Source organism: Arthrobacter sp. Y3221114 (genome assembly GCF_059092625.1).
This window is the reverse complement of sequence record NZ_JBNHHW010000002.1, coordinates 461,952-474,786: the sequence shown is the minus strand read 5'-3', so window position 1 is coordinate 474,786 and position 12,835 is coordinate 461,952. Positions and strand designations below refer to the sequence as shown.

The 12,835-nt window shown below is 66.9% G+C and carries 15 protein-coding genes; 9 read left to right on the top strand and 6 right to left on the bottom strand.

Going from position 1 to position 12,835, the window contains the following annotated elements; all coding sequences use genetic code 11:
• Positions 1 to 38: 38 nt before the first annotated feature.
• Positions 39 to 1,013 carry a helix-turn-helix transcriptional regulator gene (locus AC5RV3_RS06320; protein ID WP_494112338.1) on the bottom strand — a complete coding sequence of 325 codons (975 nt, stop codon included), beginning with the start codon at positions 1,011 to 1,013 and terminating at the stop codon, positions 39 to 41.
• Between the two features lie 405 nt (positions 1,014 to 1,418).
• Here AC5RV3_RS06320 and AC5RV3_RS06315 point away from each other — a divergent pair, with 405 nt between their 5' ends.
• From AC5RV3_RS06315 to AC5RV3_RS06305, 3 genes are all read left to right on the top strand, one after another.
• Complete coding sequence (locus AC5RV3_RS06315) at positions 1,419 to 1,565, top strand: hypothetical protein (RefSeq protein ID WP_493989877.1); 147 nt, start codon at positions 1,419 to 1,421, stop codon at positions 1,563 to 1,565.
• 98 nt (positions 1,566 to 1,663) lie between these two features.
• Positions 1,664 to 2,635: a lantibiotic dehydratase C-terminal domain-containing protein gene (locus AC5RV3_RS06310; protein ID WP_494121385.1), complete on the top strand. Its 972-nt coding sequence runs from the start codon at positions 1,664 to 1,666 to the stop codon at positions 2,633 to 2,635.
• A complete protein-coding gene (locus AC5RV3_RS06305) occupies positions 2,632 to 2,823 on the top strand; it encodes a hypothetical protein (RefSeq protein WP_494121384.1) in 192 nt (63 codons plus the stop codon). The genes AC5RV3_RS06310 and AC5RV3_RS06305 overlap by 4 nt, the downstream gene beginning before the upstream one ends.
• A gap of 162 nt (positions 2,824 to 2,985) precedes the next feature.
• On the opposite strand, the gene AC5RV3_RS06300 is transcribed toward AC5RV3_RS06305, so the two are convergent.
• The 3 genes from AC5RV3_RS06300 to AC5RV3_RS06290 form a co-directional block, all read right to left on the bottom strand.
• The gene (locus tag AC5RV3_RS06300) at positions 2,986 to 3,771 is read right to left on the bottom strand and encodes an acetoin reductase (protein WP_494121383.1); all 786 of its coding nucleotides are present in this window, start codon (positions 3,769 to 3,771) and stop codon (positions 2,986 to 2,988) included.
• Between the two features lie 379 nt (positions 3,772 to 4,150).
• Positions 4,151 to 4,990 carry an aldo/keto reductase gene (locus AC5RV3_RS06295; RefSeq protein ID WP_494121382.1) on the bottom strand — a complete coding sequence of 280 codons (840 nt, stop codon included), beginning with the start codon at positions 4,988 to 4,990 and terminating at the stop codon, positions 4,151 to 4,153.
• Positions 4,991 to 5,152: 162 nt separating this feature from the next.
• Positions 5,153 to 5,560 carry a helix-turn-helix domain-containing protein gene (locus tag AC5RV3_RS06290; RefSeq protein ID WP_493980005.1) on the bottom strand — a complete coding sequence of 136 codons (408 nt, stop codon included), beginning with the start codon at positions 5,558 to 5,560 and terminating at the stop codon, positions 5,153 to 5,155.
• A 268-nt stretch (positions 5,561 to 5,828) separates the two neighbouring features.
• Here AC5RV3_RS06290 and AC5RV3_RS06285 point away from each other — a divergent pair, with 268 nt between their 5' ends.
• Positions 5,829 to 6,308: a DedA family protein gene (locus tag AC5RV3_RS06285; protein WP_494121381.1), complete on the top strand. Its 480-nt coding sequence runs from the start codon at positions 5,829 to 5,831 to the stop codon at positions 6,306 to 6,308.
• A gap of 134 nt (positions 6,309 to 6,442) precedes the next feature.
• The gene (locus tag AC5RV3_RS06280) at positions 6,443 to 7,288 is read left to right on the top strand and encodes an HpcH/HpaI aldolase/citrate lyase family protein (protein WP_494112344.1); all 846 of its coding nucleotides are present in this window, start codon (positions 6,443 to 6,445) and stop codon (positions 7,286 to 7,288) included.
• Positions 7,289 to 7,380: 92 nt separating this feature from the next.
• Here the strand turns inward: AC5RV3_RS06280 and AC5RV3_RS06275 are convergent, their stop codons facing one another.
• Positions 7,381 to 8,244, bottom strand: a complete 864-nt coding sequence (locus AC5RV3_RS06275) for an SDR family oxidoreductase (protein WP_494121380.1) — start codon at positions 8,242 to 8,244, stop codon at positions 7,381 to 7,383.
• Positions 8,245 to 8,308: 64 nt separating this feature from the next.
• Here AC5RV3_RS06275 and gluQRS point away from each other — a divergent pair, with 64 nt between their 5' ends.
• The 3 genes from gluQRS (at position 8,309) to AC5RV3_RS06260 (ending at position 11,674) form a co-directional block, all read left to right on the top strand.
• On the top strand, positions 8,309 to 9,223 hold the full coding sequence (gluQRS, locus tag AC5RV3_RS06270; protein WP_494121379.1) for a tRNA glutamyl-Q(34) synthetase GluQRS: 915 nt from the start codon (positions 8,309 to 8,311) through the stop codon (positions 9,221 to 9,223).
• 127 nt (positions 9,224 to 9,350) lie between these two features.
• Complete coding sequence (locus AC5RV3_RS06265; protein ID WP_494121378.1) at positions 9,351 to 10,157, top strand: SGNH/GDSL hydrolase family protein; 807 nt, start codon at positions 9,351 to 9,353, stop codon at positions 10,155 to 10,157.
• A 245-nt stretch (positions 10,158 to 10,402) separates the two neighbouring features.
• On the top strand, positions 10,403 to 11,674 hold the full coding sequence (locus tag AC5RV3_RS06260; RefSeq protein WP_494121377.1) for an MFS transporter: 1,272 nt from the start codon (positions 10,403 to 10,405) through the stop codon (positions 11,672 to 11,674).
• 64 nt (positions 11,675 to 11,738) lie between these two features.
• On the opposite strand, the gene AC5RV3_RS06255 is transcribed toward AC5RV3_RS06260, so the two are convergent.
• Positions 11,739 to 12,188 carry a hypothetical protein gene (locus tag AC5RV3_RS06255; protein ID WP_494121376.1) on the bottom strand — a complete coding sequence of 150 codons (450 nt, stop codon included), beginning with the start codon at positions 12,186 to 12,188 and terminating at the stop codon, positions 11,739 to 11,741.
• Between the two features lie 175 nt (positions 12,189 to 12,363).
• Between AC5RV3_RS06255 and AC5RV3_RS06250 the strand changes: the two genes are divergently transcribed.
• Complete coding sequence (locus AC5RV3_RS06250) at positions 12,364 to 12,807, top strand: iron chaperone (protein ID WP_494121375.1); 444 nt, start codon at positions 12,364 to 12,366, stop codon at positions 12,805 to 12,807.
• The last annotated feature ends 28 nt before the right edge of the window (positions 12,808 to 12,835 follow it).

The window sequence follows — 12,835 nt, the reverse complement described above, 5'->3', positions numbered from 1 at the left end:
GATAGGAAACAGAAGTTTTCTATTGGTACTGCCTGGGGCTAGAGCCAGCCCGCGTCCCGGGCCTTCAGCGCGGCCTGGAAACGGCTTTCCGCGCCGAGCTGCTCCAGCATCCACGCAATGTGGCGCCTGCACGTGCGGACGCTGATGTCCAGCCTCCGGGCAATCACCTCATCGGAGTAACCGGCGGCCATGGCGTTGAGGATGGAGTGTTGGATGCCGTTGAGATCCGAGGCGGCGTTGTCCTGCCCGTCCAAGATGTAGGGGTCGGCCAGCTCCCAGGCCACGTGGAACAGGTTGATGAAGACCTGGATGAGGTTGAAGTCGCGCACCACCAGCGCGCCGCGGTCTTCCGGATGCAGTTGGCGTCCGATCAGGGCGAGGTTGCGGTCGAAGATCATGATCTTCAGCGGCACGTAGGGCAAGGTTCGGTACTCACCGCCGGCCGGGGAAATCGCGGCGACCGCTTTGCGCGTGGGCACGTGGTCCAGGGTGCTGGCGTGGCTGATGTTCTTGCGGACCACCCCGCGGTTGAGTAGTTCGATGTCCTTTTGGATGCCCTCTTCGTGGACGTCGGCGGAGGCGCCGGAACCCGGCTGGCTGATCAGCACTTGCTCGGAAACGTCCCGGCCATAGTCCACCAGCAGCTTGCGGATCACTCCCGGGTCTTCGAGGACCTCCACGGAGGAGTCAAGCGACACCCGTTTGCGGGCCGCCAAATACGTCGGCACGAGGGCCGCCATGTCCGCACGGTGTCCGCTGATCTTGGTGCGCAGGTCGATCAGCAGCCGTTCGTCGGAGTCCACCAGCTGCGACAGCGCAACGTCGGGGGAGATGGCGACATAGCATTCGACGTCCGGTGCCGGCTGCTGGAGCAGTTGCCGGCTGACCAGTTCGCCGATGGCGATGTTGAGGTCGCGGATGGTGTAGCCAAGTGCCGTGGACATGGTTTCTTTGGTCCAGCCAGGGTGGGCCACAGCGAATTCATAGACCTCGAATGCCGTCCCGCTCAGCATAGGGCGCTCCTCCGGTTGATCCATTATGTATCACGCAGGGCCTGCCATTTCCGGTGCGGTGCGGCCGCTCTGTGGTCAGTCTAAAGCACTTCTTTGGGGCATCTTGCGCCTTTTGTTACCGGCCACTTCCTGCCATGGCCACATTATGCCACCGGCTCACGGCGTTTGTCCGGTGATCCGGTGGAGCCGTTCCCTTCCCCGGGTTCTCGGGGCAGCAGGCGGTTTCGACCACCTGTCCGGAACGTGACAGCGCAAGCCGTGAGGCACGATCATGGCATGTCCGGATGTTGCAACTGGATTGGCTGGACAGGCGTAGCAGTAGCACGGAACTCTTGAACATGTCGGGGGCGAGCAACCCGGCTGGATTTGTCACTGAACGAACCTAAGCCATGTGAAGGGAATGACATGTTCAAGAAGATCGCAAGCATCGCGGCAGGTCTGCTGGTTGCCTTGGGGGCGGTCTCTGCGGCCACTCCGGCAGTAGCGGCCGATCTAGGACCGGTTCCCCATTCTCAAAACGCCACCGCTTCCGCCTATATCTGGGACTGGTAAAAAGCCGCCCCATCTCATCGGCATTGTGCTGATTCCGTAACCAGGATGACGCCGGCTATCCCTCCCCAACCATCAGAACATCGAACCAGGAGTAGCGCATGAGCCAGCTGACAGCCATCCGCCCAACAAGTTCGGTGAACGTCAAATCGTACTGGTGGGTTCTGTCTATTTACACGGGTAGGCAGGACGTAGTCGACGCAGTCATAGGAGAACTGGTTACACCGCTGGTCGCCCACGCTCGCCGCGAAGGTGTGGGCCGCTGGTACTTCAGCCACAGTGCCGACCAGATGGGGCCTCACGTGAAGGTCCGGTTCCTGGGCCGCCGTCCAATCCTCGACAGCCTCCAAAGGTTTGAGCTGGCGGCCCGGGACCGGGTCCTCGACATCCTTCCCGGCATCACCACGCAGGAAAATTTCGTGCTGCCTTCCGGCAGCGAGGATTCCATCCACCTCTCGCCGGCTGATGCAGCCGTCCCCGTGCCCGAAGCGGACTTGGACCGTTTTGGGGGACCCGATGGGCTGGAACTCGCGGAGGAGGTCTTCGAACTATCCTCCGAGCTGGCCATGTGGGCCACGCAGCGTTTCAGCAAGTCCCAAGGACGTTCGGCGCTTGCTTCCCTGCTCCTCTGCGATGCAGCGTGGGCCATGATGTACGGGCCGAAGGCGCAGCAGTGGCCGGACCGCGGCAGGCTGTCCTGGGAGTACTGCTGGGACAACCATCTGCGGGTATCCACGGCCGAGCTGGGCCGTTCGGCCCCGAAGGCGCGCCACAGCCTCACCGCCGGACTGGTAGCCCGCACCGCGCCGATGCACCGTTTGATGGCCGCGACCGCGGACGAAAGCAGTGTCCAGAACTGGCGCCGCCGCTGGATCAGGACCCTTGACTCGTACCTGTACCGGGCGGACCGTGCGCGGGTTAGCCGCAGTGCGCAGCAATTGACGTTTTCCCAGGCCCACCTGCTGATGAACCGGTTGGGGTTCACCACGTGGGAAGAAGCGGCACTCGGTGTCTATGCCAGGGCCTGGTCGCCCGAAGTCGAATCCTCACTGTTGGAAAAGAGGACAAAATGAGCCCGTTCGGTTTCTCGTCGATTGGACCCGAATCCATCAAGAGTCCGGATGTCCAGAACGAAGGAACATCAACATCCCTTGATCAGGTCGGTGTGCTGGGTGCGCACGCCCAGGATGACGACCTCTGGAACCTCACCGGCAGCAACTACTCGCGTGACGCCGCCTGGGCAGACCAGGCGTGGCAATAGGAGAAATCCCGCCGGCGTCCGCCTTCAAAACCAAACCTCCCCCAACAGGATCAGGCCGGAGCGACCCCCAACGCTCCGGCCTGATCCTTTCCTTGCCTGTCCTGCCCATCAGGGGTTGTTTTCACCCATCAAGCTGTGGTGCGGACAGCCCGCCTGCCCTGGTCAGTTGTAGAGCATGCCGCCGTCCACCAGCAGCACCTGGCCGGTGACGTAATCGGAGTCGGGGCCGGCGAAGAAGGACACGATCTTTGCAACGTCTTCCGGTGTCTCAATCCGGCCGAGGGCGATGCCCTCCACGTTCTCCTTGAGGTTCTGGCCGATCGGCTTTCCGTTGATCTTGCTGAGCTCCTTGTCGATGAGCTCCCACATTCCGGTTCCCACAATGCCGGGCGCATACGCGTTGACCGTGATCCCCTTGGGCGCCAGCTCTTGGGCTGCGGCCTGCGTGAAGCCGCGCACGGCGAACTTGGAGGCGGAGTAGGCGCTGAGAATCGGGAAGCCCTGGATGGCTGCGATGGAGGCAGCCGAGATGATCTTGCCTCCGTGGCCGAGCTCTTCAAACTTGGCGGCCGCGGCCTGAATGCCCCAGACCACGCTGTTGACGTTCACATTGAAAATCTGGTCGAGTTCCTGCTCGCTGATTTCAAGAACCGGCTTGATCTGGGCAATGCCTGCGTTGTTGACGATGACGTCGAATCCGCCGAGCTGGTCGGCGGCCGTGTCGACAGCCGCAACAACCTCGTCCCTCTTTGCGACGTCTGCTGCCACAAAAACGGACTTGCGTCCGAGGGCTTCGATCTCCGTCGCGACAGCCTCGCCCTTGGAGCGCTGCGGTTCGATATCGGCGATGGCGACGTTGAAGCCGTCTTCAGCCAAGCGAAGAGCGATGGCCCGCCCAATGCCTTGGCCGGCGCCGGTTACGAGAGCGACCTTGTCCTGCACAGTCATTGTTGTCTCCTTTGTACTGCTTCCAGCCGGCCTGTGGCGCTAATCCGAGCGTCACGCCGGCTGCGGTGAACACCGTTGAGTTAAATCCGGTGTCACTAGGCGCAACACAAACCCATCAGTATGTATTCCTTTGCATATTTCTGGCCCGGTGACCGGTGCCACCAAGACCGCGGAGGTTCGCGTCGGGACGGTCAGAAGCCGGCCATGGCGGGGCCGGCGGTTTCCGGAGGGAGGAAAGCCGACCGGAACCTTGGCGCGCCTCGAGTGGGAGGGAAGCCGGACCGGGACCTTGGCGCGCTTCAAGCGGGAGGGAAGCCGGACTGGAACCTTGGCGCGCCTCGAGCGGGAGGGAGCCGGAGCAGTTCCCGCAGTCCGCCGCCTAGTGGCCGAAAGCGTCGGCGTCGGTGATGTCTCCGGTGCCCCGGTCCAGCGTGGAGAGCCGGGCCAGTTCGCCGGCCTCCAGCATGAAGTCGAAGATGGCGAAGTTTTCGGCCAGCCGGTCCGGGCGGGCGGACTTGGGGATGGGCACATGCCCCAGTTGGGTGTGCCAGCGGAGCACGATCTGGGCCGGGCTCTTGCCGTACTTGCCGGCCAGCGACTGAACCGCCGGCTCCCGCAGCAGGTCGCGGCCTTTCCCGAGCGGACTCCAGGACTCCGTGACGATGCCGCGTTGGCGGTGTATCTCCACCAGGTCCCCGCGGGTGTGCCGCGGATCCAGCTGGATCTGGTTGACCTCGGGTACCAGTCCGGCGTCGAACAACCGCTGCAGGTGCGCGGGTTTGAAGTTGGACGTGCCGATGGCCCGCACGCTCCCGTCCTCCAGCAAGCGGGTCAGCCCCTCGAAGGCCTCTACGTAGCGGTCCTGCCCGGGGTTGGGCCAATGGATCAGCAGCAGGTCCACGTAGTCGACGCCCAGCCGCCGGGCGCTGGCCTCGCAGGCCTGCCGCGCGCCGTCGACGCTGTGCCACTGTTTATTGAACTTGGTGGTGATGAAGATTTCCGAGCGGTCAAGCCCGCTGCGGCGCAACCCCTCGCCGACGCCTTCCTCGTTCTGGTAATTCTCCGCGGTGTCGAACAGCCGGTAGCCGAGGTTGAGTGCAGTTTCGACCGTCCGGGCGGCTTCCGCATTGTCCAGGGGCCAGGTTCCCAGTCCCAGCAGCGGCATCTTGGCACCGTTGCGGAGGGTCACGAGCGGAGCAAGCAGGTCGGCCACGGTCACAGTCTCCTCTGGTTGTCCTTCAGGACCCGGTCCCGGGCCCGTGGCACCCAGCCTAGGGGTGATCGCGCCGGCTGTGCACCCCGGTGCCTGCCGCGGCCCGGCGACAGGCGGGAAGAGGATGCCGTAGGGCGCGGGTTCCCCGGCACAGGCGGGAAGAGCCCGCTAACCCGCAGCGGAGGCGGCGTCCGCCGAACCTGCGTCGGGTGCGGCGGTCCGGGTTTCCAGCCAGGCCAACACGTCGGAGAGCAGGATCCGCCGGTGGGTCCCGCGGTACTGGACCGGGATGGTCCCCGCGTCGGTCAGGCGGCGCATGTAGGTCAGCGACACGCCGGCCACCTCGGCCGCCTGCGAGGTGTTCAGCAGTTCGACTGCGGAGCTGACCATCACCGCATCGCCGTGGGCAAAGCGGCGGAGCATATCGACGACGGCGTCCGCGGCTTGGGCGGGCAGCTTCACCGTGGTGCCGTTCACGAAAACGGTGACATCGGCGCTCTCGTCGAGCGCCCGCTGCAGTCGCTGCGCCTGGGCGGCCGGGAGGGCATCGGTGGTGCGGGGAGTCAGCTGGGCCATGGGGACAGCGTAAGACACTTCCCGGCCCGCACTGGGGAAGGCGTGCTGCGTCGTCGTTATTGCCACGGACGTGCCCGGCGGCGGCATTGACATTCCCTGACGGCCCGGCGTTAGGTAAGCGTAAACTGCTGTTCGCGACGGACAGCGTGCTCCGTCCGCGGAAGGGAACATCCGCCGACTCCAGAGGAGACCATCGTGGGCAGACCGTTCTGCGCCGAACTGAAGGGTGCTCCGAACGCCCCGCATCGGCCGGAGCCCGCGGTCTGACATGGAGCAGATCGCCAGCCTCCCCTTCGGATACGCGGTCAGCGCGCTGTTCGTGATCGTGATGCTGCGCGCCAACGCCACGTACTGGGCCGGCAGGGGAGTGGCCGCCGGCGGGCGGCACACCCGTCTGGTCCGCCAGTTGGATTCGCCGGCCATGCGCCGCGCGGAGGCTATCATCGCCCGCTGGGGAGCCCCCGCCGTCGCGCTCTGCTTCCTGACGGTGGGCGTCCAGACTGCGGTAAACGCGGCGGCCGGCCTGGGCCGGATGCCGCTGCGCAGGTACCTGCCGGCCGTCGTGGTCGGCTCGGTGTTGTGGGCGGTGCTGTACGCCACCGTGGGCCTGGCTGCCCTCAACGCCTGGCTGGCCGCGGCCGCCGGGTCCCCGCTGGGCATCGCCGTCGTAGTGCTGCTGGCAGCAGCGGTGGTCGCCGCCATCGTTGTGGCCCGCCGGCGGCGCCGACGCCACCCGGCATCTCTCTGACGCCGGTTTAGCGGCCGCCACCCGGCATCTCTCTGACGCCGGTTTACCTCCGCCGCGAACGCACGTGGCGCATGCCTCATCGGCATTCGCCCCTCCATTGGTGGCCCCGGCGGCGGAAACATTAGGCTAGGGGTATGTCCGCTTTAAGAAACCGCCGTGCTGCCGCTCTTCCCGCAAAATTGTCCCGCTCATGGCTTCTGGCCTCGGCGGCGGACGAAGCGAATTTCGGGCCGGCACTCGCCTCTGAAGCAGACTCCGTCATTTTCGACATGGAAGATGCCGTGCCGGCGGAGGGCAAGGCCGCGGCGCGGGAACGGGTGGTGGAGGCCCTGTCCACCGGCATGACCGCTTGGGTCCGCGTGAACGGCATGGAAACCGACTACTGGGCCGACGACCTGGCCGCCCTGTCCAAGGCGCCGGGCCTGCGCGGCGTCATGCTGGCCATGACGGAAAAGCCCGAGCAGGTCACGCACACCGCCATGCGGCTGCAGGCCGGCACCCCGGTACTCGCCCTGATCGAATCCGCCGTCGGGATTGAGAACGCCACCGACATCGCCCGCGCGCCGGGCACCTTCCGCCTCGCCTTCGGCGTGGGCGACTTCCGCCGCGACACCGGGGCCAGCGATTCACCGATGGCCCTGGCGTATGCCCGTTCCCGGCTGGTAGTCGCCTCCCGCGTGGGCCAGCTGCCGGGCCCCATCGACGGTCCGACCGTCGGCGCGCTCGGCGACGAACTGCTGGAAGCCTGCAAGGTGACAGCGTCCATGGGCATGACGGGCAAGCTCTGCCTGCTCACCGACGCCGCCGACACCATCAACAAGGGACTCTCACCCAGCGAGTCGGAAATCAAGTGGGCGCACGAACTGCTCGATGCGCATGCGGCCGGCGCGGTGGTGGGCGACGGCTCCTACCTGCCGCGCCTCGCCCGCGCCGAGAAAATCTCTTCGCTCGCGGACTCCTACGGACTCTGGAACGCCTAGGTTCCACTTTCCGGGCGCGGGGCACCGTCCGGCCGGCACCGTCAAGCGCGACCCGGCTCCGGATCAGACGCCGAACTGCCCGGGGCTGTGGCTCACTCCCGGCCGCCGAACAGCTCCCGGAGGCTCAGCGCCGGCCGCCCGGTCAGCAGGTCCACGTCGTGGGTCACCAGGTCCAGCTCCCCGGCGGCAATTGCCGTGTAGGTGCTGACCCAGGCATCCAGCTGCCAGTCGGGGGCGCCGTAGTGCGCCCGGCTCGTGTAGGCCTCCTCCACCGTTTCGTTAAGGAACGACGTCGGACGGCCGGTTGCCTCTGCGATGGCCGCTGCCGCCTCGGCCAGGGTCACCGACTCCGGGCCGGTCAGCTCGTAGGTAAAGCCGGCGTGGGGCATCGGTTCGGCCAGGATGGTCGCGGCCGCCCGGGCTACATCCTCGCGGGCCACGAAGCCCGCCTTTCCGTCCCCCGCCGGGCCGCGGATCACGCCCGATTCGTCGGCAAACGACGGCAGGACGTCTGCGTAGAAGTTGTTGCGCAGCAGCGTGTGCTTCAGGCCGGTTCCGCGCAGTTTCTCCTCGGTGGCGTAGTGGTCCCTGGCCAGCGTGAATGTTGCGTCCTCGGTGGCGCCGATGAACGAGGTGTAGACAATGTGCTGCACGCCGGCGTCGATGGCGGCGTCGATGAAGGTGAAATGCTGCTGCAGCCGGTCCTCGGCTTCGGCGGCGGACACCATGAACACTGTCTCGATGCCTTGCAGCGCGGCGGCGACGGCGGCCTTGTCGCCATAGCCGGCAGTCACCGTCGTCGTCCCGGGCAGCTGCGGCGCACGCGACGGGTCGCGGACAATCAGCCGCTGTGGAAGGTTCTGCTCCGCCAGCATCCTGGCGACCATGCCGCCCAGCTCGCCGGTGGCACCGGTGACGGCAATCGGGGTTTCCATGGGGGAGTCGGGTGTGCTCATAGCACCAGCCTAATAGGCCGCGGCAACACCCCGCGGGCGGGGACCGGTTTGCTACCGTGGGGACGTGCCAGCAGCCCAGAGTCCCGCCGGTCGGTTCGCGCCCAGCCCCTCGGGTGAACTGCACGTTGGCAACCTGCGCACCGCGCTGCTCGCTTGGCTCTTCGCCCGCAGCACCGGCCGCCGCTTCCTCGTTCGGGTCGAGGACCTGGACCGGGCGCGAGCCGGGTTCGAGGCCCGGCAGCTGACCGACCTGGCGGCCATCGGTCTGGACTGGGACGGTGAGGTGGTGCGCCAGACCGACCGTTCCGCGGTCTACCGGCAGGCCCTCGGGCAGTTGGCGGAGGCCGGCTTGATCTACGAATGCTTCTGCACGCGGCGGGAGATTGCCGAGGCGCCCAGCGCCCCGCATGCTCCGGAGGGCGCCTACCCGGGAACCTGCCGCAACCTGACCGACGCCGAACGCGAGGAGCGCCGCCAGTTCCGCCCCGCCGCGTTGCGGCTGCGCGCTTCCACCACCAGCCACACGGTCACCGACCGGCTGCACGGCGACTACACCGGCATCGTTGACGACTTCGTGCTGCGGCGCAACGACGGCGTCCCTGCCTACAACCTGGCGGTCGTGGTGGACGACGCCGCCCAGGGCGTGGACCAAGTACTGCGCGGCGATGACCTGCTGTCCTCGGCACCGCGGCAGGCTTACCTCGCCGCGCTGCTGGGGCTGCCGCCGGTCGAATACGTCCATGTGCCGTTGGTCCTCAATGAACGACGGCGGCGCCTGGCCAAGCGCGACGGCGCGGTGACCTTGGGGGCACTTGAGCTGGCCGGGCTGGACGCGGCCGCGGTGCGCGGCCTGTTGCTGGCATCGCTGGATTTGCCGGATGTGCCCCTGCACAAGTTGCTCTCCGACTTCCGGCCCGATGACCTGCCGCTTGAGCCGTGGATTTTCGACCCGCCGGAGCTGGTTCCCGACGCCACCTGACGGCAGCAGAGCAACTGCCGCGTGGCTCCGGGTCTCGTAACCCCGCAGCGGACAACCCGGCCGCCACAGCGCTGGACTTCACCGCGTGTTTGCCGGTGCGTCGCCCGGCGCAGTTAGTCTTCCGCAGGTGGGAGCACTATTCGTGGCGCTGGGCGACAGCTTTACCGAGGGCGTGGGGGACTACAACGCCAACTTCCCCAATGGCGTGCGCGGCTGGGCCGACCGGGTGGCCAAGCAGTTGGGCAAGCAGGACCCGGACTTCCGCTACGCAAACCTGGCGGTGCGCAGCAAGCGGTTACACCAGATCATCGCCGACCAGTTGGAACCGGCCGTGGCGATGCAGCCCACACTGGTCTCCTTCTATGCCGGCGGAAACGACATCCTGGAGCTCAAGCGCAGCATGCCGGAGCTCTTGGCCGAGTACGAATCCGCCGTCGGCCGGTTGTCGGAAACGGGTGCCCAGTTGATCCTTTTCACCGGCTTTGAGGTCATGCTCCCGCCGGTCCTTGAGCCGATGCGGCGGCGCAACTGGGTGTTCAACGAGGCCGTCCGCGACCTGTCCCGGCGTTACGACGCCGTGCTGGTGGACCACTGGGCGTTCGACCTCTACCAGGACCGGCGGATGTGGGACACGGACCGGCTGCATATGTCCGCGCTGGGGCACAAGTACATGGCGGCCAGGGTCCTTGAGGCCCTCGGCGTGGATCACACACTCAGGCTGAAGCGGCCGGAGGCTCCGGTGCGGGCGGGCTGGCGCGAGGCACTCCGGCGCGAGCGCGACTGGCTGCAGGAATGGGTGGTCCCGATGTTCGGCCGCAAGCTCAAGGGCGTCACGCTGGGGGACAACCTGACGCCGCGCTGGCCCGAGCCGGTCCGGGTCTCGCACGGGCTGAAAAAGCTGGCCAGGCAGCGGGCTGCCGCTTCCGCAGGCTGACGTCCCGCAGAGCCCCGTCGGCCGGCCGCCGGGGCGATGCCCCGCAGATATAACGTCCCGCTCGCCTGCGTTAAGCCAGCCGGTCACCGCGACGGGCCTGCCCGTCACCGCGGCAACACTGCCGTTCGGCGACACCACCGGCAGCCGGCGCATGGCCTTACCAGCCTGCGCGGCGGCGGCTGTACGCTGTTGCAACAACAGGGGAGCGCGGCCATGCCGCGCCGTCGGTGAGGAGGGTTGTCGCCATGTCCGTCCAGGAACCGCGCGAGCCCGTGCCGGCGCTCGACCTTCCCGCGGCGTTCCGGGAACCCACCACCAAGGTCCGGGCCGGCTGGGTCACCGCCGTCCTGCTGACCAACCTTGGCATCAACGCGGCGTTCTTCGGCCCCTTGCAGGTGCTGCTGGCCCAGCAGTCGCAGGCGTTCGATGCCGTGAACAAGGAAGCCGTACTGGCGATGGCCACGGGCTTCGGCGCCGCGGTGTCCCTCGTCGCCAATCCGGTCTTCGGGGCGCTGAGCGACCGCACCACCTCACGGTTCGGACGCCGCGTGCCGTGGGCGCTGGCCGGCGGCATCCTGGGGTTCGCCGCGCTGCTGCTGCTTTCCGGCGCCCCCAACATCGCCGTGATGGTGATCGGCTGGTGCCTGGTGCAGGCAGGGTGCAATGGGGCCTACGCGGCCGTGACGGCCAGCATCCCGGACCGTGTACCGCGGCGGCAGCGCGGCCAGATCGGCGGACTGGCGGCCATCGGGCAGACGCTGGGCATTGTGATGGGCGCGGTGCTGGCCAATCTGGCCGGCGGCTTCGTCCTCGGTTACCTCTACTGTGCCGTCTTCCTGCTGGCCAGCATCATCCCTTTCGTGATTGCCGGCCGGGACACCCCGTTGCGGAAGGCCGACCGCCCGCCCTTCGCCTGGCCCGGCTTTCTCAAGGGCTTCTGGATCTCCCCGGCCAAGCACCCCGATTTCGGCTGGGCGTGGCTGACCCGGTTCCTGGTCAATCTGGGCAACAACATCTTCACCCTCTATCTGTTCTTCTTCCTCCAGGACGCCGTGGGGCATCCGGACCCGGCCGCCGGCGTGCTGCTGCTGACCGGCGTCTATGCGGCCATGGTGGTGGTGATGGCGGTCGTGGGGGGACCACTCAGCGACCGAGTGGGGCGCCGCAAGCCGTTCGTTATCGCGTCCTCGGTCACCATCGCAACGGCCTCGATCATCGTGGCCATCACGCCCGCGTGGCCGGCCGTGGTCGGGGCGGCTATGGTCCTCGGCGCGGGCTTCGGCATGTTCCTGGCCGTTGACTTCGCCCTGCTCACGGAAGTGCTGCCGAGCGCCGCGGACCGGGGCAAGGACATGGGCGTCATCAATATCGCGGCCTCGTCGCCGCAGGTCATCGCCCCGTTGATCGCCGCCCCCACCGTGCTCTACCTCGGCGGTTACACGGCGCTGTTCGTACTGTCCGCTGTGATCGGGCTGCTCGGCGCGGTCTTCGTAGTCAAGATCAAGGGCGTCCGGTAGCCAACAACAGCCCGGTATTAAGGCCGCGTGAAGCCAAGGTTGGCGAACCTGGTCGCGGCTACGGCTAGTCGATGAAGGCTGCTTTGGAGCTGTATTCCTGATAGAGCCGCGCAGCATCGCCCACCGGCAGCTGGCCGTACTTCAGTGCCGTCAGCAGCCCGTCGAGCTGCGCGCTGGCGGACTCTGCCGTCGAGATCTGCTCCGCGCCGTTGCGTGAGTTGGCAAGGCCGGACGCGATCGCGGCGGCAAGGGAGAGGAGCGAGGCCAGGATGCAGATGACCTGCCAGACGACCGAAGTGCTGGACAGCGAGAAAGCGCCTGCCACGGCCGAGTTGAAGTTGTTTTGGCCGAAGCCGGGCCCCGCCGTCAATGCGGCGACGACTGAGCTCCCGACGATGCTGACGTTGGTCAGGCGGTTGCGCTTGGGACGGGCGCGGCGAAGAAAGGCCCTGATGTCATCACGGCGCTGGTCGATTTGTAGGGTCAGGTCCTGGCGGCTCTGTGCGTCGTCCATGATGTCCCCGCGCCTTCCGGTAAATAGCCCCCGCCCTGTAGCCGCGAGGTATCGCTGCACCGTATATCAGATTGCCCGCTGACGGCTACGTTTTTCGCGAACCGAGCAGGATTCGAGAAGCCCGCGCCCCGCGTGGCTGCTACTGTCGGTCGTGATTCGTACAAGGGAGATCGAGATGACCACTAAGAAGTCTGATGCGGGCGGCTTCTCGGAGGCCGAGCGTGCCGCCATGAAGGAGCGTGCCCAGGAGCTGAAGGCACAGGGCCGCAGCGGTCAGAAGAAGGCCGACAACGAGCGCGCCGTGCTCAACGCGATCGCGGAGATGCCCGACGCCGACCGCGTCCTCGCCGAACGCATTCACGCACTCGTCACCGCGAACGCGCCGGAGCTTCTGCCCAAGACCTGGTACGGGATGCCTGCGTACGCCAACACGGACGGCAAAGTCGTCTGCTTCTTTCAGGGCGCGGCCAAGTTCCAGGCCCGCTACGCCACCTTCGGATTCAACGACGCGGCCACGCTCGACGAGGGGCCGATGTGGCCGGTCTCCTTCGCCATAGTGGAGTGGACCCCCGCGGTGGAGGAGAAGGTCGAGGCGCTCGTCAAGGCCGCGATAGCCTAACCGCCCCGGCCAGCGGAACCAGCGACGG